At 63.1% G+C, this 20,459-nt stretch carries 11 protein-coding genes and 2 pseudogenes; 3 read left to right on the top strand and 10 right to left on the bottom strand.

What is annotated here, in order from left to right:
• Nucleotides 1-125 precede the first annotated feature (125 nt).
• Nucleotides 126-1,138 (bottom strand): annotated as a pseudogene (locus OKW26_RS21520) (IS110 family transposase).
• Between the two features lie 225 nt (nt 1,139-1,363).
• Between OKW26_RS21520 and OKW26_RS21515 the strand changes: the two are divergent.
• Nucleotides 1,364-3,304, top strand: a complete 1,941-nt coding sequence (locus OKW26_RS21515) for a sigma-54-dependent Fis family transcriptional regulator (protein WP_429355102.1) — start codon at nt 1,364-1,366, stop codon at nt 3,302-3,304.
• A gap of 180 nt (nt 3,305-3,484) precedes the next feature.
• Here OKW26_RS21515 and OKW26_RS21510 read toward each other — a convergent pair whose 3' ends face one another.
• The gene (locus OKW26_RS21510; RefSeq protein ID WP_429355101.1) at nt 3,485-3,742 is read right to left on the bottom strand and encodes a hypothetical protein; all 258 of its coding nucleotides are present in this window, start codon (nt 3,740-3,742) and stop codon (nt 3,485-3,487) included.
• A gap of 622 nt (nt 3,743-4,364) precedes the next feature.
• Here OKW26_RS21510 and OKW26_RS21505 point away from each other — a divergent pair.
• Nucleotides 4,365-4,511, top strand: a complete 147-nt coding sequence (locus OKW26_RS21505; RefSeq protein ID WP_429355100.1) for a hypothetical protein — start codon at nt 4,365-4,367, stop codon at nt 4,509-4,511.
• Nucleotides 4,512-4,638: 127 nt separating this feature from the next.
• The gene (locus tag OKW26_RS21500) at nt 4,639-5,697 is read left to right on the top strand and encodes a hypothetical protein (protein ID WP_429355099.1); all 1,059 of its coding nucleotides are present in this window, start codon (nt 4,639-4,641) and stop codon (nt 5,695-5,697) included.
• 348 nt (nt 5,698-6,045) lie between these two features.
• Here OKW26_RS21500 and ltrA read toward each other — a convergent pair whose 3' ends face one another.
• From ltrA to OKW26_RS21460, 8 genes and pseudogenes are all read right to left on the bottom strand, one after another.
• Nucleotides 6,046-7,749, bottom strand: a complete 1,704-nt coding sequence (gene ltrA, locus OKW26_RS21495) for a group II intron reverse transcriptase/maturase (RefSeq protein ID WP_429354262.1) — start codon at nt 7,747-7,749, stop codon at nt 6,046-6,048.
• Between the two features lie 940 nt (nt 7,750-8,689).
• Nucleotides 8,690-8,854 (bottom strand): annotated as a pseudogene (locus OKW26_RS21490) (IS110 family transposase); the annotation flags it as partial.
• Between the two features lie 260 nt (nt 8,855-9,114).
• Nucleotides 9,115-9,972 carry a hypothetical protein gene (locus OKW26_RS21485; protein WP_429355098.1) on the bottom strand — a complete coding sequence of 286 codons (858 nt, stop codon included), beginning with the start codon at nt 9,970-9,972 and terminating at the stop codon, nt 9,115-9,117.
• Entirely contained in the window at nt 9,969-12,830 is a 2,862-nt protein-coding gene (locus OKW26_RS21480; protein ID WP_429355097.1) for a DUF4157 domain-containing protein, read from the bottom strand. The genes OKW26_RS21485 and OKW26_RS21480 overlap by 4 nt, the downstream gene beginning before the upstream one ends.
• Nucleotides 12,827-14,845, bottom strand: a complete 2,019-nt coding sequence (locus OKW26_RS21475) for an ATP-binding protein (protein WP_429355096.1) — start codon at nt 14,843-14,845, stop codon at nt 12,827-12,829. Before OKW26_RS21475 ends, OKW26_RS21480 begins: the two co-directional genes overlap by 4 nt.
• Nucleotides 14,842-16,383, bottom strand: a complete 1,542-nt coding sequence (locus OKW26_RS21470; RefSeq protein WP_429355095.1) for a hypothetical protein — start codon at nt 16,381-16,383, stop codon at nt 14,842-14,844. Before OKW26_RS21470 ends, OKW26_RS21475 begins: the two co-directional genes overlap by 4 nt.
• A gap of 4 nt (nt 16,384-16,387) precedes the next feature.
• Nucleotides 16,388-18,607: a tail fiber domain-containing protein gene (locus tag OKW26_RS21465; protein WP_429355094.1), complete on the bottom strand. Its 2,220-nt coding sequence runs from the start codon at nt 18,605-18,607 to the stop codon at nt 16,388-16,390.
• 21 nt (nt 18,608-18,628) lie between these two features.
• Entirely contained in the window at nt 18,629-20,455 is a 1,827-nt protein-coding gene (locus OKW26_RS21460; RefSeq protein ID WP_429355093.1) for a hypothetical protein, read from the bottom strand.
• Between the last annotated feature and the right edge of the window lie 4 nt (nt 20,456-20,459).

The raw sequence follows: 20,459 nt of genomic DNA, 5'->3' as shown, positions 1-20,459 counted from the left end.
GAGCTGGTTCGTGTTGCAGGCGATCCGCTTTGCTGCCCCTCGGGGACGGCGGCACGACATCCCATTCAATTTCGGTGGCTTATCGGCAGTCAACGATCAGGGCTTGCCGGTCGCCGTCGCAACTCTTATGCGAAGCAGCGGGTCACATCAAATGGTTTTTGCTCCTTCAGCATGTGGAAACACGCGCGGGCGAGCTTGTGGGCCAAGGCCTTGCGTGCAACCACTGGATTCGTCCGGGCTTTCTTGCGCTCGTAGAACTGCCTGGCTTCGGCGCTAAAGTGCATCGCGAAGTTGGCCGCCTCGATGAATGCCCAGCCCAGGTATGGATTTCCGTTCCTGGTATTGCCTTCGCCTTTCTTCTTTCTGTTGCTCATGCGTTGGCTGTCCATGCAGCGCGCGTAGGAGGCGAAGTTGCCAGCGCTGGCGAAACGTTCGATGGTCCCGGTTTCCAGCACGATCACGGTGGCAAGCGTCTGGCCAATGCCGGGCACCGTGGTCAGCAGGGCATAGTCTGAGTGCGGTGCGACCTTTTCCTGGAGACGCTTTTCCACGATGGCGATCTGTGCGGAGAGTGTCGTGATGACCGCGACGTTCGCGCGGACCGCGAGAGCCATGTCGTCTGGGAGATGCAGCTGGCCGACAGTAGCCTGGTCCAGTTTTTGACCTGATTGCTCGTGATTCGCGTGCCGGATTGACGGGCCGTTGTATTCTCGACGGCATGGATGTGGCTGGTGCGGCTGCGCACCAGTTGTATGGGTCTGCGGGCGAGGTCTCGCGCCTCACGCTGCTTCACCGGTAGGATAGTGCCGGTAGGAAGGATGCCCAGGCGCAGCAGATGGGCCAGATAGCGCGCGTCGGTCTCGTCACGACTGTGCTTGAGCCCGTCGTATTTTTTGACGGCCGTGGTGTTGGCAAGATGGACCACGAAACCGGCCGCCCGCAGGCCGTCGACAAGCCAATACCAGTTGTAAGTGGATTCGACCACGACGCCGGCCAGTCCGGCTTGCCACGGTGCGAGGAACGCAAGAACCTTTGCCAGGTCGTTCGGCAGCCGCCTTTCGGCGACCACGCGGTCCGTTTCGTCGATCACGCTCACCACGCTGTTGTTCGAATGCAGGTCAATGCCGCTATAGTTCATCATGGCCTCCTTCCGGTTAAAGTGGTTTGGCAAACTCACTTTAACCCCGTCGCCCGTGAGGGCGGCGGTGGGTGGCCCGCTAGATGATTTTCAATTTTCGCGATGCACTAAACGACTTCTTGGGTCGTGACGGGACTCGCGGTGCTGCACTGCGGTATGAATTGCGCGAGCAAATGTGCTACAAGGACCCACAGCATTCGATGCCTAGTGCATTTGGAGTTGGACATGTCTTATGTTGGTCGAAGCCAGCATCCCGATCGCGTACGTGCAGCGATCGAAGGACGCGTTCCCGCGCCCACAAATTCTCCGCGATTGGTGGCATCGTGGCAGCGTTCGTTCGAGCAGTACAACCTTGATCCTGGCTCGGTCGTTGGTCCGCGTGTATTGACTGCGGCTGAGCTGCGCGAGGTTCAATACAAGGAAGAAGCGTTCCTGCGCGCATCGGGCCAGTGCCTCGCACGGCTGCACGACATGATCCGCATGGCCGACTACTGCGTGATGCTCACCGATGCACACGGCGTCACGATCGACTACCGGATCGACCGCGAGCGGCGCGGCGATTTCAAGCACGCAGGTCTTTATATCGGCTCGTGCTGGTCCGAGCGCGAAGAAGGCACCTGCGGCATCGCGAACGTACTCACCGATCTCGCGCCGATCACCGTGCACAAGACCGATCACTTTCGCGCGGCATTTACGACGCTCACGTGCAGTGCATCGCCGATCTTCGCGCCGACGGGCGAACTGATCGGCGTGCTTGATGCGTCTGCCGTGCAGTCGCCCGACAACCGCGACAGCCAGCGGCTCGTGTTCCAGCTGGTGCGGCAGAGCGCGGCGCTGATCGAGGACGGCTACTTCCTGAATCAGACCGCGCAGCACTGGATGATCTTCGGCCACGCGAGCCGCCATTTCGTCGAAGTGCAGCCGGAAGTTCTGATCGCGTTCGACGAATGCGGCAACATCGCCGCCGCGAACCGCAAGGCGCACGAGAGCATCGCGGGGCTCGACGGGCCGCGTCACGTCGACGAGATATTCGACACGTCCGAGGTCCGTCTGCACGACGTCGCGCGCACCGACATGAGCGTGGCGCTGCGGCTGCGCGCGACCGGCGCGATGCTGTATGCACGCATTCGCGCGCCGATGAGACGCGCGGCTCGCCCGCTCCTCGCGACACGGCCGGCCGATCCGCATGCGGACAGCAGCATCGGCGCGATGAGCCGCTTTTTGCACAGCTCGGACGAACGGATCGCGCGCAACGCGCAAGTCGCATTGCGGATCGCCGGCAAGCGGCTCCCGGTTCTGCTGCTCGGCGAAACCGGCGTCGGCAAGGAGGTGTTCGCGCGCGCGGTGCACGACTCGGGTTCGCGGCGCACGCGGCCGTTCGTCGCCGTGAATTGCGGCGCGATTCCGGAGCCGCTGATCGAGAGCGAGCTATTCGGTTATGCGCCTGGCGCGTTCACCGGCGCGCGCAGTCGCGGCGCGCGCGGCAAGATCGCCCTCGCGCATGGCGGCACGCTGTTTCTCGACGAAATCGGCGACATGCCGCTCGGCCTGCAAACACGCCTGCTGCGTGTACTCGCCGAGGGCGAAGTGGTGCCGCTTGGCGGCGATACGCCGGTGCGCGTCGATATCGACGTGATCTGCGCGACGCACCGCGATCCGATGCAGATGGTCGAAGCTGGATCGTTCCGCGAAGATCTCTACTATCGCCTGAGCGGCGCGACGCTGCGCATACCGCCGCTGCGCGAGCGCACCGATATCCGCGCTGTGATCGATACGGTGTTCAACGAGGAAGCCCAGGCGGCCACGCATGTGCTGATGCTCGATCCGCAATTCGCCGGGCGTCTTGCCGCTTTTTCGTGGCCCGGCAACATCCGGCAACTGCGCAACGTGCTGCGCTATGCGTGCGCGGTCTGCGATTCGGCTCGCGTCGAGTTGCGGCACGTGTCGCCGGACTTCGCGGCGCAACTCGCGCCCGCCGTCACGCCGGCGCTCGCGGCGAACTCCACGTCGCCGGCCAGCGCCGACGACGAGCGGGCACGGATCGTCGCGGCACTCACGCGTTGCCAGTGGCGGCCTAACGCCGCCGCGCTGGCATTAGGCATATCGCGCGCGACGCTGTACCGGCGCATCGCACGGCTGGGAATCGTCGGACCTCATCGGGTTTAACGGGCGCCGTCGCTTAAGACATAGCGGACCTCGAGCAGGTCAAGAAATCTTGGTACCGTCAGACGTCTAAATCGCAGCAGGCGCGCTCGCTGCGCCCAGCAGTGCCAGCGTGTGCCGCTGCTCCTTCACCACCGTGGCGAGCGCGGCTGTTTCCGCGGCGTCGTGCTGCCGGCCATTGCGCTATTCTGCCAGTTCGGTGAGCAGGCGGTCGCGCAGCGACTCAAAGGCCGCTAGGCGCTCGGCCGTACGCGCGAATTCTCCCTCAAGACGCACGCGTTCGGTCCGAAACGTCTCGCGCTGGTGCGCCGTTTCGCGCAGCAGCCGCTTCGAGAGACCGTCATAGCCGGCGCGTTCGGTGGCGAGTCCGATGGCGTGCTGGCGGGCGGGTTCCGCCGCCGCTGTCACGACGTCCTTCAGTTGCGCCCGCAGCGCTGCCACGGCGTCCTCGGCGGCGGCGGACCGTTTTCCGGGCGCCGCGTATCCGGCGGGGGGCGACGGCCAGCTCCGTGCTCGCGGTTTCCAGCACGCGCGATCGCTCCTCGAGGGCGCGGCATTCTAGTCGGCGCTCCAGCAGTTCCCCGTCGCGCGCGGCTAGCTGGGTTCGCAGATCGGCAAGCTCGGTGCGGAGGAGCTCCGTGCGCAGTTCGGCCTCGTGCCGCGCGGCGTCCACGGATTCCCTGGCCTGGTCCGCGTCCTGCCGCAGCCGCACGACATCCCCGAGCTGGGTCGCGACCGCGGCGTCCCACAGCGCGCGCATTCGCGCGATCGCGGGGCGGCACGTCCGGGATGGCGAAGCCGGTGAGTCCCGCGTGGACGACTTCGGCCTCGATGGCTGGGGCCTCCGGCTGAAGAGTCCTGCTCGAGGCGGGGAGGTCGGAAAAAAGCCGGCCGCGCGAAGCGCAGGGCGGGATTTCCACATTAGATTACACACAGGCCTGACGCAAGACAACCCGGTTTGGCGCGGTTAAAAATGTCGCTGCCGTGATAAACGCCCTTATCACGGCTAGTTGCGCAAAACACGGACCGGCCAGCAAAGAGCCGCGTCAGCGCGACGGGGCGATTGGATCAGTCGTGGGAAGATGGTAAGGCGGTGTCGTGCCAGATCTTCGGCATGGCCGGCGGCCGGGATGCAGGTCGTGCTTTCAACGGTATGGCGTACGCTGCGTTGCTGCTGGTGTACAACATCCCCGTCTTGATCATCCATTGATGTGTCCCTATAATCGGCATGCCATCGTAAATCGCTGAAGGCTCAGGGTGAATCCCGGCGCTTTGCTAAAGCGTAAGGCCTGGGAGAAACGCCGCAGCTTGCCGGCGGCAATCGATCGGGACACACCATGATGAAAGATGAAAAGGCAACGGCGAAGGTCGAACGCAAGGTCAGTGGGATTGAGCGCCTGCCGACGTCGTCGCGGCGCAAGGAGGTTTCCGACACGATTAAGGGGGCCGGAGTTTTTATCGCGGGCGCCGCCATGCTGGCCCTGATAGCCCCTTCAGCGGTTGTTCCAGGCACGTTCCCGCTGCTTATCAAGCTGTTTGTGTTGGGGTTGATCCTGAGGATCGCCTACATCCATTTTCCACAGAGGGCAGTGCTGCACCGGCTCGGGTCGAAAACGGCCGCCGTCTACCGTTCACTGGCGACGTTCCAGAAGCTGTATGTCAATGTGGGCATAGTCTCGGTAGCGTGCTTCCTGCTGGGTTGGCTGGGTGGACCGTCAATATTTCGTGCGACCCTTGTGTTGATGCTCGTCTTCTGGGGCACCGTCGCTGTCTATGACGTGCTGCGCTGGTACCGGGCCCTGTCGGATCAACTGCTCGGCAAGGCTGCCATCGGTCTCGCATTCGTCGCGGCCTCGAATCTGGCCTACGCGCTGGCAGGGCAGGAAATCGCATCGGTGGTTCACGTTGTTCCGACGGGTTTCACTCATGCCACGCTTTTTATCGCGCTCGCGATGATTCCGGTTCTACTGATCTTTGCCGGCGGCTTCGTGTCGTTCGCGTGCCTTCTTCTGTCGGCGCTGGTGGCGCTTCCGGCTGCGCTGGGCAGGCACATTCCCCAGTTGCTGCACTGGCTGCTTGCCGGAACGATGCCGAAATTGGAATTCCGTCACGCCTTGGTGACGCGGATTTTCCAGGTGCTGTTTTACGGTGTGCTCGGAACGCTTCTTTACACGCAGGGCGAGCGCGGTATGCCGTGGTACGACAGGGAGATGTCGCGCGCAGCAACATGGCTGGTTTTCAATTTCGACATGTTTGAGGCAGAGGAATGCAAGATTGCTAGTGGCGACAGGCTGATGCCCTTGGGAGACGCTAAATTCCTCGTTGCGAAGAAGTCTGCCGGCGGCGATATCACTTTTGGGCACCCCGTCAAATGTGACGATCTGCCGTCGCCCTGATGCAGCCGGACGGGAGAGCCTGGATGCGTGTGTGAATCTCGAGCGCGTGCAATGCCGGATTCCAGGTGCGGGGCGTCGCCCAAACCAAAGAATGTCAGGACTGCGTACAAGATGGGGCTGAATCCGGTTGGCCGCATTGACACCGATGTACCATCGTGAACAGGTTAGAGGAAGATGAACCGAAGGGCGAAGGACGAGTTTTCGAAGTCCTGTCATTTCCGCCACGCAGTGGATGTCGCGCTTCGGGAGGGAGGGGCGGGCCGGCGGTCGGGTAGCAGCGGTGCATTACTGCACCGCCGCCCCCTAAGAACCGTGCATGCGAGTTTCCCAGCACACGGCTCAAGCCTTTCAAAGCCCCATTGCCGAGGCCGGTTTCACTACTGAGAGTCCGAGGGCACGCGCGGCCCGATGGCAATCCGGGTGAAGCATCGTCAGGTTGCTGATCGTGTCCTTACCGCCATCGATCTTTCGCTCCAGGTGGTACAGCCGCCAGCCACTGGATTTCGTGATCATTTGACGACAGACCGGACAGGACCTCTGCTGATCGAGCCACAACCGGATCAGCCGCATCCGGCCCTTGAGCGAGTCCATCATCGTGAAGCCCAACCGCTCTTCGAAATAACTTTCCCACTGCGGGTCGAACGGGTTTGCGGCACCCTTGATCTTGCGGTGCCGCCGGATCGACGTGCCGTCAATGTCGTACAGCGTCAGAAGTTCACGCTTTCCATTGCTGAGCACTTTGTCCGTCGCCGTACCAAAGACCCATTGGCGGGCGCCAACGGTTCGAAAGTACTTCCGACGTACCCAGTGCGAGTTCTTCTGCGGGTGTCGGCGCTTCGCCCAACGCCATAGACATTCCCAAATCGCATGAGCAACCTTGTTAAAGGTGCGCTTCGCCACGACATGCCGATAATAATCCGCCCAACCGCGAATCTTTGGGTTGAGCAGGCGGATCAGACGATCGTGTCTTAGCGTTGCATTGCCTTTCACGACGTCCCGAAGCTTCCGCATGAAGCGCTGAACGCTCGTTTTGGCCGGCTTGATCAACAACTTGCCGTCGTACTTGCGAACGTTCATGCCCAGGAAATCGAACCCATCGTTGATATGCGTGATCCGGGTCTTCTCCCGTGACAGCGATAATCCCCGCTGTGCAAGAAACTGCACGACCAGCGGCATGACTTCATCCTCCAGCACTTCTCGCGTCGCGCCAGTGATAACAAAGTCATCTGCATATCGAACGACGTTAACCTTCGACGGATTCCGGCCGCCTCTGCAGAACTTCGCAAGAAGTGTTCGTTCTAACCCATCGAGAGTCATGTTCATCAACGTGGGCGAGATAATACCGCCCTGAGGCGTACCCGCTTCCGTCGAGTGAAAGACACTGTTGTGAAGGTAGCCAGCCTTCAACCACTTTCGCAGTATCGCTTTGTCCGTTGGGATGTGGGCGACCAACCAATCATGCGAAATTTCATCAAAGCAGCTCCGGATGTCGGCCTCCAGAATCCACTGCGCGCGATTGCTGCTGGCCAGTGAGATAAAGCACTGTTCTATCGCGTCGGCCGTGGAGCGGGCGGCTCTGAACCCATAAGAGTTCGGATCCGCCATGGTTTCTGCAACAGGTTCGAGTGCAAGCAGATGAAGCGCCTGTTGCGCTCTGTCGACCATGCAGGGAATTCCAAGAGGTCTCAGCCGTTTCCCGTCGGCTTTCGGGATATATATTCGTCTCAGCGGCAGAGGGCGGTAGCCCCGCCGCTTTAGAGACTTCACTGCCTGGAGTCGGGACCTCGGCGTAGACCATGTGAGGCCGTCTACGCCGGGAGTCCGTCTACCCTGATTCTCAGTCACCCGTCTGACGGCGAGTGCCTTGCCGCTGAACGAGTGGGTCAGCAACCACTGCAAAGCCTTCACCTTGCCGTACTTGCCGTCCTGTGTCGCCTTCACGATGCGAGCCTGCAGCCTTCGAATCTCACGATAGCATCGGGCCCAATCGACATCGTTCCAATGCATTGCGCGATCGGAGGACGCACCGGTGCCGGCTTGCTGCACTGTCATTTGCTTCTCCTCCTTTGAAGGTTCGTCAGACTCTTTCGTGACGAAAGACCATGCGGAAGTCTGCCCGCTTTCGCGTAGGATGATGTTGCCTTGCGGCGCAATCCCTATCCGTCCGATTACAGGACGGCGTTCGCTTTCTCCGCACTCCTGTTCCCGCACCTCCAACAGCTTTCCTCACGGTCGGCTTGCCCGACTGGGCAGAGATACGGGGTTTCCGTGTTCCGCATCGTTCGCAGGAATGGTTTAGGCTCTGCTTCTCCACCGGTAGCACCATGTCCGCGCTGCCCCATCTTATAAAGGGCAGACCTGCTACGTTCCCGTTTTGGGTGGGGCCTATCAGTGTCTTTGGCCCGTCTAAGTTAACGATGTTTATCAGCAGTTCAAATACTTTAACCATGCCATCCAGTCTAGCGCCCCCTCCGCATTGACACTCGCAGGGGCACCGTCGTCTCACGACCACGGCTTAGCTTGCGCCGGGCTACATTGTCTCGGTGGCTTCACACGGCGCCGTTACCAGCCCCGCATGCACCAATAGACTACGAGCGACGGAACGCCCGGTTTCCTCCCGCCAGACATCGACGGTAAAACAACGAACGAAGCGACCTCACGTCGCACATAAGAAAACTTATCTCGATAGATCGGTTATGTTTTTCTTTTCCCGGAAAAACTCGCCGCCGCTCACGCAAGTAATTCTATGGTCCGCCCCAGTTTTGCAACCCCTGATCCTTGGTGTCATGGAGGCTTGCTCAAATCTATCCGGCGTCTTTGTGGGGACTGCTCCCCGCGCCGCGATGGAGTTCGCGCCCGCGATCCCCATAAAGTTGGGCGGCTTAAGGAGCCTCTTTAGTTGCCGGGGTGTTCCGCAGGCCGGTGTGCCGTTCACGTTATCAGGTTTCAGTCGTCCCAAAAGCAGAGAGGTTGTTGGTAAGTCTGCGTTGGTTCAAGCCAGCGCTATCGCGAATCCCGGATCGAAGGTGGTATGACGGGCAACGACCACCCAGGCGGTGCGAGCCAATTTGTTGGCCAGCGCGCACATCACCACGTTCGAGTGGCGTCGCGTCAGAATCGCGCGGGTCCAGTCGGCGAGGCGGCCGGTGCGCTTATCTGGGTAATCGTCCTTTTGGTGCGAATTCTGGCGGTTAGAATCGAAAAAATCCGATTTATCAATGACTTGAAAATCGCTCGATTCGGCGAGGTTCGCATATTGCAAAGCCTTGTCATAGTCGGCTCGGTGTCCTGCTACCGCCATTTTTCGCACCAAAAGGACGAATACCCCGATTTGCGTCTCCACGACCGGATCGTGGAGCGTCTCGACCAATTGAATACGACCCTTGGTGGAACGGTAACGATTGTCGCCTGTCAGCCTTACCACCCGTCTCGCTCCCCGATCCGAGCGGCTAAGGAACGCTGGGCGATGGCGACGTGCGCTGCGACTTCGATAATCCAACCGACCAGCCGTTCTGAAATCTCCAGATCGTCAGGAGAGAAGTCCCAGACATGCACGGCTCTGTTGGACGGACCCAGTACGACGCTACCCACCGGCAATCCGTTGTTCAAACTGCCCAGTGTCAACGCGTCGTGTGCAGTCCACACATCGGCGACCGTTTCAACCCGGATTAAGCCCTCGCACGGCGAGAAGGCAAGGGTGAACTGCAGCCCGTCCGGCGTGTGAAAACGCTGACAAAGTCCACCTGACGTGGTTACTGAGCCTGAATAGCCCATTGCGTGCAGCGCCGCACTTACGCGCTCCATCGCCGATGAGACGTCGCTATCAGGCCAACCCTCCCGCAATCCCGTAGCGATCTCGCTTAGCGTTTCCCAATCGGGGGTGTCTACGAGCCTAATCAGAACGCCAACAGTATAAATTCCGCCCAGCAGGCGTCGTAGCAGGGTGCTGTGCGAGCGGCGTGCGAAAATGGGATAACCGGCTGTTGTTTGGTAGCAGCCACTCGTCTCGACATATTGCGCACTGCCGGTGCCCCAGGCTTGGTTAAGCCCCGACAGCGCCGAAACATTGGGAAGACCGACTACCAGACTAGGGACGGGGACGGTCATCACCAAGGCGCCATGTTTGATTATTGCGCCGACCGCAAGCTCCGGCCCTCGAGCTTCGGAATAGCCGAAACTCGCGGAAGGCAAGTTTGGCGCCGCGCTTGGATGGTACGCGATTTCCATGGCGTCGAGTTCGCGCGCCAGAAGCGTCGCCAGGTCAGCGCGTATCATTGCGTTTCCGGTCGTGTAGTGGCTTGCCCGCCGGCGCTGCCTCCGACCGCGCCGATCGGAGGTGCGGGGGTGGGGCTCAGGAGGCCGGCAGGCACCTGGTTCAAGGGTATCTCGAACTGTGGCAGGTTGGCTGCGCCAGTGGGTCCATTGACGGCGAACGGGATGCGCCACGCGCGGATGGCGACGCCGTTCGGATCTGTTTGTACGAAGTACACGCCATCGGGGATAGGATTACCGCTGGTGGTCATGCGGGGCGCACCGCTGTAGAAATTCATCTGCCGGTATCCCCCCCCGTTGGGTCGGATCAACCGTCTGACGATGAAGTTGCGAAGGTACAAACCCCACCAAGCCGGCTCCGGCGTGTAGTTGGCCGGATCAGCGTTCGAATCCGGCACGTTTGGCAGATCATTGGTATCAGCGTAATCCACGTTATGGCCAACAATCCAGGTCTGGCCGGTGTTATCAGTGAAGTCCGCAGTATTGAACGGCATGTTGCCACGGCTGCCGGGCGGATACGTTGCCCCCGTTGGGCGGGCGACTGCGGACGACTGCACCAGTTCCGGCCCGGCCAAAATATTGTAGTTGTTCTTTCCTGCAGCATCGGGCCCGTATATGCGAAGTGTCAGTGGCCGCCGGTTCGGACCGACCAGATTGATCGGTTCCCACACATCATTGATGCGCACCCATCCATAATTTTCGGGAAGCGGCGGAAGTTCGGTCGCAGCCAGGTCGTTGAAATCCGGGGGGGGGTTCCAGTCTGATTGCAGCGGCGAATAAGGGCCGGCCATCATCCAGCGCGGCATTACCGGCTCGCCGCTGAAAGGATTGAGAGGTTGACCGCCGCTGCGGTAGAGGCCCTGTATCGGCAGCATGCCAAACACAGCGCCACCGGCAGCCCCACCTGCTGCTCCTATTCCGATGCTGACGAAATATTGCAGCGTCGTCATCCGCCCGTCGGAAAAGGCCTGAACGTTGTTGAGCGCCGCTGCCACCGCGCCTGACGGTGCACCCAAGACAAACCCGCTTGCCGCTCCGAGCGCGATTTGCTGGCCTACTGTCGGCGCTGCTCCTGCGGTAATTCCGAGGTGAGGTGCTATGGCGCCGGACACCGCGGGAGCGACCAGTGCGCCCGCAGCACCGATACCGCCTTGCACTGCGCCGCTCTTGAAGCCACTGACGAACCTCTGGCTGGCCGGACGGTCCGCCTGCATGCCCGGCAATGCGACATCCAATGAGCCGCGCACCACGCCTCCAGCCATTGCGCCGCCACCGATTGCTGCGCCCACGCCTAGCGCTCCGCCTCCGGCCGCGGCAAAGGCAAGCGGGGCGACCACAGCACCCGCTAATCCCGCCTCGATGGCGAAACACGAATCGCGCACGACCTCGAGGTCAGCTGCGGTTCGTTCAGCGCCCGAAATTGTTCCCTGAATGTAGGTGCTCCAGGTTTTTTCGCCGGCGCGGTATTCCTCCATGACGTTTCGCAGACGCCGCGACGCATCGATGATTAACTGCTGGGTCGGCTCGCCCCGGGCCAAGTCCGCGACGATTCCGGTTGCACGATCACGTGGTCCTGCATATATGGCCTCGTCAGGGACCGAGACCCCACCCATCCAGTCGCTGATGCCACGAATTACGTTGTTGCTTTTTTCGATGTGCTCCCGGCGCGTCTGCAGGTAGACCTCGCATAGGCCGTTGAGGCGACCGGCCTCGCTGCTGAGGTGCCAGGCCATTCCCCGCAGCATGCCTACAAACTGTGCATCGAGGAGGTTATATGTTTGGCCCGCGATCGACAGTTGATGTACCTTCGCGTCGGGGCTAAGAGGGGCGCCGTCGGGAATCCCGGCGGTGCGCAGTAGCTGACCGGTATCCAGCGCCCTTTGAAACGATTGACGGGCCGCCTGGGTTAGCGTGCCCGGGGCGAGCCGGAGCACAGCGCCGGGTGGCAAAAAGTCGGCTGCGCCAGGGTTGGTGTCGCGCAGCGCGGCCGCCGCCTCGGCGGAACCATAAACGAATGCTGCTACCGCTGTGAGCTCGCGACCTGGCGGCGGGATGGAAATATAGGGGCGGTGGCGCTCGCCGCTGGTGTCGAGTCCCCAATAGACCGTCGGCGCGCCAGCGACCGACATTGGAAGCGGCTGTGCTCCGGCTATTGTGTCGCGTCTTATTGTATTGGAGGCTTGGGCTACGTGTGCCAACTCATGTGCAAGAAGCCACTTGCCTTCGCGCTCCAGAGGTCGATACTCGCCGTTCGCGAACGCGATGCTTGTCCCAACCGTGTACGCGCGCGCACCGAGACCTCGCGCCGCGTCAGCCGCAGCAGCGTCCGTGTGTACGCGCACGCCGCCCAGGTCGAGCCCGAGGCGCATCTCGAAGTCGCGCCGCACGCTGCGTGGCAGCGCTTCTCCGTTGCCCATGTGCAAAGCGGAGAGCGCCTGCGTGGCACCGTGTGTTGGACCTGACGCACCTTCGGACTTGCACGACAGCGCTTCGTTATCGCGCGCGTCGCTTGCACCTGTGTCGCGGCCATGATTTATCGCCGGCACCGATGATCCATCGACGATCGCATCGGCGACGCTATCGGCCTCGCATTCTTCCGGGTCACCCGGTTGGCTCAGCGCCAACTTGGGGTGAATTCCGTTCCCCTGAAGCCAATGTTGCATGGCGAGATTGCCGGCTGCTGCCCAAGTCTGGAGGGCGGACGGTCTCAAAAGGGTCTGTATTGCCTGGTTACCCAGTTCAGGTTGCAGAATGGACGCACGGTCGCTGGACGCGTGCTGCGAGCGCAACGGGACGTGGTCCTTCCTTTTTCCGGGCTCCGCCGCAACGCTTCTCGACGCAGCTTTGGTCAGCGTTTTCATCGCGCTGCCATCCTAGGCTGAGGAGAAGCCAACAGCCCCTGATACTGCCGGAAATCACTTTCAGCTGGCACCTTTCCCTGCTTTAGCAATTGGCGCGACACAGCCTGACAGAGCCTTGCCATGTCGATCGGCGCCTCATCGGCCACGGCCGCGAACGCTGCATCCAGCGCTGCTACGCGGATGTCGCCTCCGGCGAGGGCAAACTGCCGTGCAAGAAACGCAAGGTCTACGTCGTGCGCCACGCGCGCGCCGCTTGGAATCGCCGCGCGCCACAGTCGTTCGCGCAACGATGCGTCTGGCAACGGGAACTCGATCACGAAGTGCATCCGACGACTGAATGCAGGGTCCACATTGCTTGCCAGGTTCGATGCGAGAATCACGACGCCCTCGAATGCTTCGAGCCGCTGAAGAAGATAGGCGACTTCGATGTTGGCGTAGCGGTCGTGTGCGTCTTTGACTTCACTGCGCTTGCCGAACAGCGCGTCGGCTTCGTCGAAGAACAGGATCGCATTGCCATCGCGGGCGAGCGCGAAGACCCGGTCGAGTTGTTTCTCCGTCTCGCCGATGTATTTGCTGACCATCGACGACAGATCGATCCGCCAAAGGTCGAGCCCCGCTTCGCGCGCCAGAGCCTCCACGCTCATCGACTTGCCCGTGCCGGGGCTTCCGCTGAACAACGCCGTGATGCCCGGGCCGCCGTCGAAGCCCCACTCGGAGAAGACTCGTTCGCGATAACGGATCGCACCGCTCAGGCGCCGCAGCTGTTTCAAGGTCGTGGGCGGCAGCACCAGATTGTCCCAGCCGCGCGTCTGCTTCACGCGCTGCGCGAGGCCGCCAAATTCAACCGAGGCCTGACGTCGCGCAGATTCAAGCAGTGCGTTGGCGCTGGCGCTCCCGTGTTCGTCGGGCCGCAGGCCGAGGCCCAATCGCAGGCTCTGGGCCGCAACCTCGATTTGCCGGGCAGACAGACGGAAACGCTGCCCCACATCGGTCAGCGCGGCGGAGTCCGTCAGTAGCCCGGCTCTTTGCAGAGCTGAAGCCCACAACCCTTGTCTCGCCGGACCGTCAGGCGCCGCGAAATCGACTTCGATCAGCGGCATACGGGCCAGGTGGTGACGCCATGCCGCTTCGACCGGCACGGGCAAAAACACCGGAACCGGGATATCGCGCAGCGCCGGGGCGAGCATAGGCAATGCGATGGAATCGGCTTCGATCAACAGCAGTGCGTCGGCAAGCCGCGCCATGAGGGCGCCATCCCGGAGCAGCGCCGATGGGTCGTCATCGGCCGTTATGGTCAGCCGCACGACGCCACGATCGAGCCGACGTGCAAGCGCACCGACGGCGGCGCAGCCGGCGTCCGGCTGCGTCCCTGTCATCGCCACAACGGGAGCTTCGCCTGATGAGATCAACGCGCCCAGCGACGCAAGCGGACCGCAGTCATCTGCTGTTGATGGGGGTTCAAGTGCGAGGCCCCGCCTGCTCACGACCATCGCGCCGAGGAGATGCGCACACAGTGCAGGGTTGGCGGCGAACTCCCGGAGCGGCAGCGGCGCGCGCGACTCTTCTGTGGCCAGCGGCAGTAGCAGCGCTGGCCGGAACAATGGTCCGTCTGCGGCAAGCGCGGCGTGCGCCGTGTCGCCGAACATGCGTTGCGCGAGATCGATGGTGGGCCACCGCCGGCGTACGTCGTCATTCAGGTACGCATAGATCCGCGCGTAAGACGGATCAACGTCAGGCGCAAGCGCGAAGAGCAGCATATCGATCGCCATCGCGTCGAGACGGAAACGCGCGGCGATCGCGTCGATGGCCGAGTGTGGTTCACGGACCGGCAAGCTCGCCCAGTCGGATGACGCTGTGCCGTGTCGAGCGAGCAGCGCATCCACCTGCTCGTCGCTGATGAACAGGCCACGGATCTCATCGAGCGACAACTGATAGCGCGCCCGCAGCCGCACGATCTCACGGGCGAGAGCCACGTCAAGCCTGTGCAGGGGAAGTTGCTTGCGAGCGGCCGTCACGGCGATATCCTGCTGATCGCGATGACCGCGCCGCACGGGGTTGGCACGCTGCCTTCGGCGACCCGCGCGAGAGACAGCAGCACGTCGAGCGGCGGTCGGCTGAGTTGCGCGCTCCACCCGCAAGGGCCACGCTCGAACGCGGCCGTGATGCCGAGCAGCTGGTCCCAAAGGAAGGGTGCCGAGGGATCGCCGAACCCCGGCAAGCGCCGTGCGAATCGTTTTAACGCTGCGCGGGCAAGCCCGGCCAGGGTCCGCGTGGCTGTCCGGGAACCCGTCAGGGTACGCTGCGCCAACAGGAAGCGGATATTGCACGGATGGTCCAACGGCGCGAGAAGCGGTACCAGGCTCGCCCAGGCATCCGCCGAGATAGCGCCAAGGCGCGACGTCAATGCGGCCGCAGGCGCGTCCAGGTCGAGGCCAAACAACTGACGCCAGAGCAAATCGTCGAGCCAGTCGGCGAAACGTTCGCGCCCAGCGCATAAGCCAAGCGTCGCATAACCGATCAAGGCAGCAGTATCTTGCTGCGCGTCCGGCCAACCGGCTGTGATGTTTTCGATGTCGGTCATTCCGAGGTCCGGCAGCAGCAACAGCAGACCGCCGAACCGACTGAAGTAATACGCGTTGGCGGCCTCGGTCGAGCGGCTTGCCGAAAGTGCAGGCGCCAGAGCGCGGCGCGCATCGGCAAGTGAAATCGAGCGGGTCGCCGTCTCGGCGACCGATGTCAACAGGCTGCGGACCAACTCGTCGGGAAGTTCGTCCAGCTTGCCGCGCTTCACCGCATCGTGCCTCGCTTCATCCAGCCTGGCCCACAGGCGTGCCGCGGCGGCCAGCGCGGGGCCCGCCAAACCGGGGCGCTGTGCGAACCCGCCGACGAATAGCTCTGGCGCGGATGCACCTTCAGGCAGTGCCGCGACGGCGGTGGCAATCGTGCTAACGCAGTCCGCGAGGCTGGCTGCGGGCGCACCTGTGCGAGCGAAGCCGTCCAGCACCCGGTCGGCCTCGAGCGGCGTGAGGGTGCGCAGTACGACCGCTCGTCTGAGCGGCGATAGGCTGGCGAGCGCTTCCAGCCCGAGCCTTGCTTCGGCAAGAAGCGTCGTCCGGATCGCCTGGGGCTGCGAAAGAAAGCGCAAGCCGTCTGCGTCGCCCAGCCACCAATGATCCGCCGCGGATTTCGCCGCCAGCGCCTCCAGCAGCGCAGCCAGATAGATCTGACGGCTCGCGTAGCAAACGATGCCGCTGCTGCCGCCGCCAGAACCTCCGCTTGCCTCGGCCCGATGCAACTCACGCGTGATCGCACGCGCGAGCGACGCCCCGAAAGCCTGCGGATCGAACGCAGTGTCGAGCGTGATATCCAGATCCAGGCGGCGTATTCGCAGCACGGCATCGCTGGACCATGCGCTCATCGCGTGCTCCAGCGCTTGCGGCAAATAGCAGCGGGCCGCGTCGATGAGCCGCTGCTCCAGTTCGGCCGGCGCGGGATAATCGCGCGGCGCCAAGCCACGGATTCGCAGGCGCCTGATGGTGATGCTCGTCGACATGGCTTCAGGCGCCGCCGGACGGAGGGCTTGGAGCCGCCGTACCGCCGCCGCAAGCCTCCAGCATCCGGCTGAGGCGCGCGTTCTTGTCTTCCAGCGCCTCGACGCGTTCGGTGAGCTGACGCAGCGCTTCGATCACCACCGCCTCGAAGCCTTGCAGCGTGAGCAGCTTCGTGTCGCTGCTAGGATCCTGGCGAACCCAGCCGGGAAACACCGCTTCGACTTCGTCGGCGATCAGCCCCGTTTGACGCCCTGGCCGAAGCTGGGCCAGATCCTCGCGGGCCCATTCGAATTCGACGCCGCGCAACGCGAGCAGCTTCCCTAGTGCGTCCCCGAGAGGCGCGATGTCGCGCTTAAGCCGAGCATCGCTAGGATAGAACACGCCACCGACAGTCATGCTGCCCGTGACGGTCGCATCGCCACGGACGACCGTGTTGCCGTTGACGTCGAGCCGCGCGGCCGGCGTTGCCGTGCCAATCCCCACGTTGTCGTTATTCGGACCATCGAACGCCACGATGCTTCCGCCGCTCTGGAGGTGCAGCTTACCGTTGTTGTCGTCGAATACTTTCGAGCCGAGCATCTGAACGAAGGCGGCGCCCGTGTTCGTGATGGTGAGGCCGCCGCCAAGATTCAGGCTGCCCGCCACGTTCGCATCGCCGTTGACGTCGAGCAGCCGCACAGGATTCGTCGTGCCGATGCCGACGTTGTCGTTGCCATCGAAAGTCACGATATCGCCGCCGCTGCGAATGCGCAGGGTGCCGTCGCCCTGATCGATCAATGCTGAGCCAAGCAGCCGCAGGAATGCATTCCCCGTATTGACGGCAATCCCGCCGCCACGCACGTCGAGCGCGGTGTCGGGCTGCGGCGACGCGGTGCCGATCCCGACGTGCGTGAGGCCACTGCCGGGGTTGAGCTCGATGTCGGGGCCGAGTTCGATCGTGCCGACGCGTGCCGTCAGCAGCAAACTGCCGTCATTTTCCCCGCCGATCGTGCAGCCGTTCAGATGAAGGGTCGTCGGCCCGCCGTCGTGACCGAAGTCGCCATTCACATCGAGCGTGAGCCCCGCTCCCGGCACGGCGACGCCGATGCCGACCCGTGAGTCGGTCCCGACCGACAGCGCCGGCGGAGCAATCAGCGTCGCCGGGGTGGTTGCCGTCGCCGGTTGCGACGCCGCGACCAGCAACCGGTTCACCAGTCCGCCCGCGGGCGCTTGTCCAATCGACACTTCGAGGTTCTGAACCGTCGGTGTGGTCGTGTCGGCATTGCGGCGCAGGAATAGCGAACCCGCTGGCTCGGTGCCGTCGGCCGCGCGCAGACTGAGCATGCCGCCCCACAGGCGCGCATCGCCGAGGACGCGCATGTTGCCCTCGACCCACACCAGCTCGTTGCCGACGAGGCGGGTCGCATTGTTGGGATCGCTCTGGACATCGGACGCCTGGATGCTGTTTTTCGCAGCAAGATCGTCATCCGTGAGGCCGCTCTGCTGATCGGTCTGCCGGTCGCGCAGCCTGAGCACGCCGTCTGCGGCGAGCACGCTTTCCGCCACGCAGTTGGCAAAGCGTCGCGCCACCCGGCTCAAGGCGAGCTGCGCTTCCGTTCGCGGACTGAAGCTGCCGGGCGACCCCGCGACATAGCTGACGATGCCGACGGGTACCAGCCAGGCGGCGCTGTCGTCGGGAAAAAGCTGATGCGGCGCCGATCCGTCGAGCACAACGGCGGCCGCCGCGTCGAAGGCGATCAGCATGTCGCGTGGATCGGCCACCGTCACGCCGTTCAGCACGACGCCACCGGTTTGCTGCGTGACGTTTTGCGTGCCTGTGACGATCGCGTAACTATCGGCGATGCGGGTCGCCGGATCGCCTGTGCCACAGGTCTGGAAGCCGGGCGAAGTCATCTGGGTGTCGAGCGCGCTGTACTTGAGCCAGACGGGCTGATTTCCGGGAGGCAGGCCCGCGAACAGATCGAGGGTGACGGGCGCAGGGGAAATCACGACGATGGGACGGCCATACCCGTCCCAAGCGATGCCGGGTTCGATATACATCTGTGTCGCGCCCGTGGCGTCGGTGATCTCGACCAGCGCGAGACCGCTGGCGATGCCCCAGGTGCGCCCGGACAGCGCCTGGCGTGCGATCTTGTCGCGATCGTAGGTTACGGCGGCGTTGAGGTCGTCGGCGCCAATATATTGGCCGTTCGAGAAAGTAGGGCGCTGCGGCAGCGTATCGGACATGGTTGGTGTCTCCCGACCGTTTTAGCGTTCCTCGGGCTTGCGTAGCGCATCGAGCGCGCTTTGATGCGCTGCCACCGTGGCGCGCAGCGAATCGAGTTCGGCTTGCATCGAAGCTACTGTTTCGGAATCCTTCAGACCTCTGGCGGCGCTCAGCAGGGGGCCGAAGCTGTCCACCAGGGGGCGCGCGATTTCCGCTAGTACCTTGGCGTGCGGCGTCTGCGCCAGACGCTCGGCGCTGCCCTGCTGGCCGGAGGTGCCTGGATCGACGGGATCGAACAGCGCTTGTGCGAGGTCGGCGACGGTGAGGGGGGTCGCGCCGCGCGCCAGATTGGCCACGATGGCTTCCGAGATCGGGTTGCTCGCCTGATAGCTGCGCCCGGCAAAACTGATCGGCTCATCGAACGTCTGATCGCCACGCTGAATGTCGGCGCGTTGGACATCGTCCGCGTTGCCGCCGGCGGCAGACACGTTCGTGCGAAATCCGAGTTGCCTGGGAAGCCCGAACACGGCGCAGCAGATCTCCTGCATCAGTTGCCGGATCATCGGCACGAAGGGCAGCCAGCCGAGCCAGTATCCCAGCGTCTTCGTCGTGACGACGTGCTTGCGCAGCGGCGTCCAGTCGCACACCGACACGATCGTGCAATCGCTGCTCCTCACGCGGACACGGGCGAGCGGCACACGGGGATCCCCTGGCGGCAGACACGCGGGCAGCGCCGCCAGGCAAAAGCATCCGAGCAGGATTTCGATCATCACGAGCGCTTCGGTCTCGAACGCGGCAGTGAGATCGGTGGTAAAGGTATTGCTGCCGGGGTTGGGACAGTTCACGGCCTGCAGCTTCGCAATCGCCTCGCAGTCCATGCCGCCCTGCGTCGTCAGATAGTTGATCAGCGCGAGCCGCAAGTTGCAGCAGAATGCAGACCAGCCGGCCTGGTCCTGGGCGGGTGGGTTCGCCGGGGCGGTAGGGATGATCTTCGCGAGCGTCTGATAGCAGCAACTCAGCCGCGCGAACAGGTCGCCGCCGAGCGTGCCCGCAAGTCCCGCAATGCCGCGCACGGTGCCTTCGGGCGGCGGTGTGGTCTGCGGGGCCTGGAACACCTCATAACGGTACGCCTCGCAGGTCACGGTCGGCTCGCACTCGGGCGGCGCTCCCCGTCGCGGTCCGTTGGTGCTGACCGGCGACGTATTGGCGACGGTCTGCCCGCAGCAGCTTGCGGCCGACTGCGTGCCGCCGCAGCCACAGGATCCGGCGGCGCCGCCACAGGCGCAGGCGCTTGCCCCACTGCCGCAACCGCATTGCGAGGAACCCGTCAGCGGTGTGGTGCCGTGCGATGGCGCTTCCTGATATCGGATCGCGAGTATCCACTCCTGCTCCAGATCCTTGCAGATGGTCGTATCCCGATAAGGTGAGCAATCGGGCGACGTGGAGGGCATGCAGGCGTTGATCAGCTTGCAGATATCAACCGTGTTCTGCGCGCACACGATGATGTCGCTGCCGCACGGGTCGATCGCATAGCCCGGCGAGACGGTGACGGTGTTCTGACACGGGCTGCACACGACCTCCAGCCCGCATACGACGCCATGGCCGACCAGATAGCGATTGTGCAAGCGGTTCTTCGCGACGATGTACTCTTCCAGCCGGTTCAGGTCCTGTTCCGTCAGCAACTGTCCGGCGAAGAAGCGTGGTCTGCACAAGCATTCGAGGCCACCGCAATCGGGACAGGGCTGACAGCCCGGTCCAGCCGGATAAAGGCTGCTAGCCTGTGCTGCGGAAGCGCCGCTTGACGTGCTTGTCCATGCCCGGCCTCGTGTGTAGGCGGTGAAGGGTGCGTTGACCGAGTCCTGTGGCATCGCG

It is taken from the genome of Paraburkholderia sp. 32, assembly GCF_050435345.1.
GTDB classification, from domain to species: Bacteria; Pseudomonadota; Gammaproteobacteria; order Burkholderiales; family Burkholderiaceae; genus Paraburkholderia; species Paraburkholderia tuberum.
The sequence above is the reverse complement of the archived record's forward strand: the minus strand, read 5'-3'. Positions and strand labels throughout refer to the sequence as shown.

Excerpts from the sequence above, each read along its gene's own strand:
- OKW26_RS21515 (WP_429355102.1), top strand. The coding sequence starts at position 1,364 with ATGTCTTATGTTGGTCGAAGCCAGCATCCCGATCGCGTACGTGCAGCG.
- OKW26_RS21500 (WP_429355099.1), top strand. The coding sequence starts at position 4,639 with ATGATGAAAGATGAAAAGGCAACGGCGAAGGTCGAACGCAAGGTCAGT.
- ltrA (WP_429354262.1), bottom strand. The coding sequence starts at position 7,749 with ATGACAGTGCAGCAAGCCGGCACCGGTGCGTCCTCCGATCGCGCAATG.
- OKW26_RS21485 (WP_429355098.1), bottom strand. The coding sequence starts at position 9,972 with ATGATACGCGCTGACCTGGCGACGCTTCTGGCGCGCGAACTCGACGCC.
- OKW26_RS21480 (WP_429355097.1), bottom strand. The coding sequence starts at position 12,830 with ATGAAAACGCTGACCAAAGCTGCGTCGAGAAGCGTTGCGGCGGAGCCC.
- OKW26_RS21470 (WP_429355095.1), bottom strand. The coding sequence starts at position 16,383 with ATGTCGACGAGCATCACCATCAGGCGCCTGCGAATCCGTGGCTTGGCG.
- OKW26_RS21465 (WP_429355094.1), bottom strand. The coding sequence starts at position 18,607 with ATGTCCGATACGCTGCCGCAGCGCCCTACTTTCTCGAACGGCCAATAT.
- OKW26_RS21460 (WP_429355093.1), bottom strand. The coding sequence starts at position 20,455 with ATGCCACAGGACTCGGTCAACGCACCCTTCACCGCCTACACACGAGGC.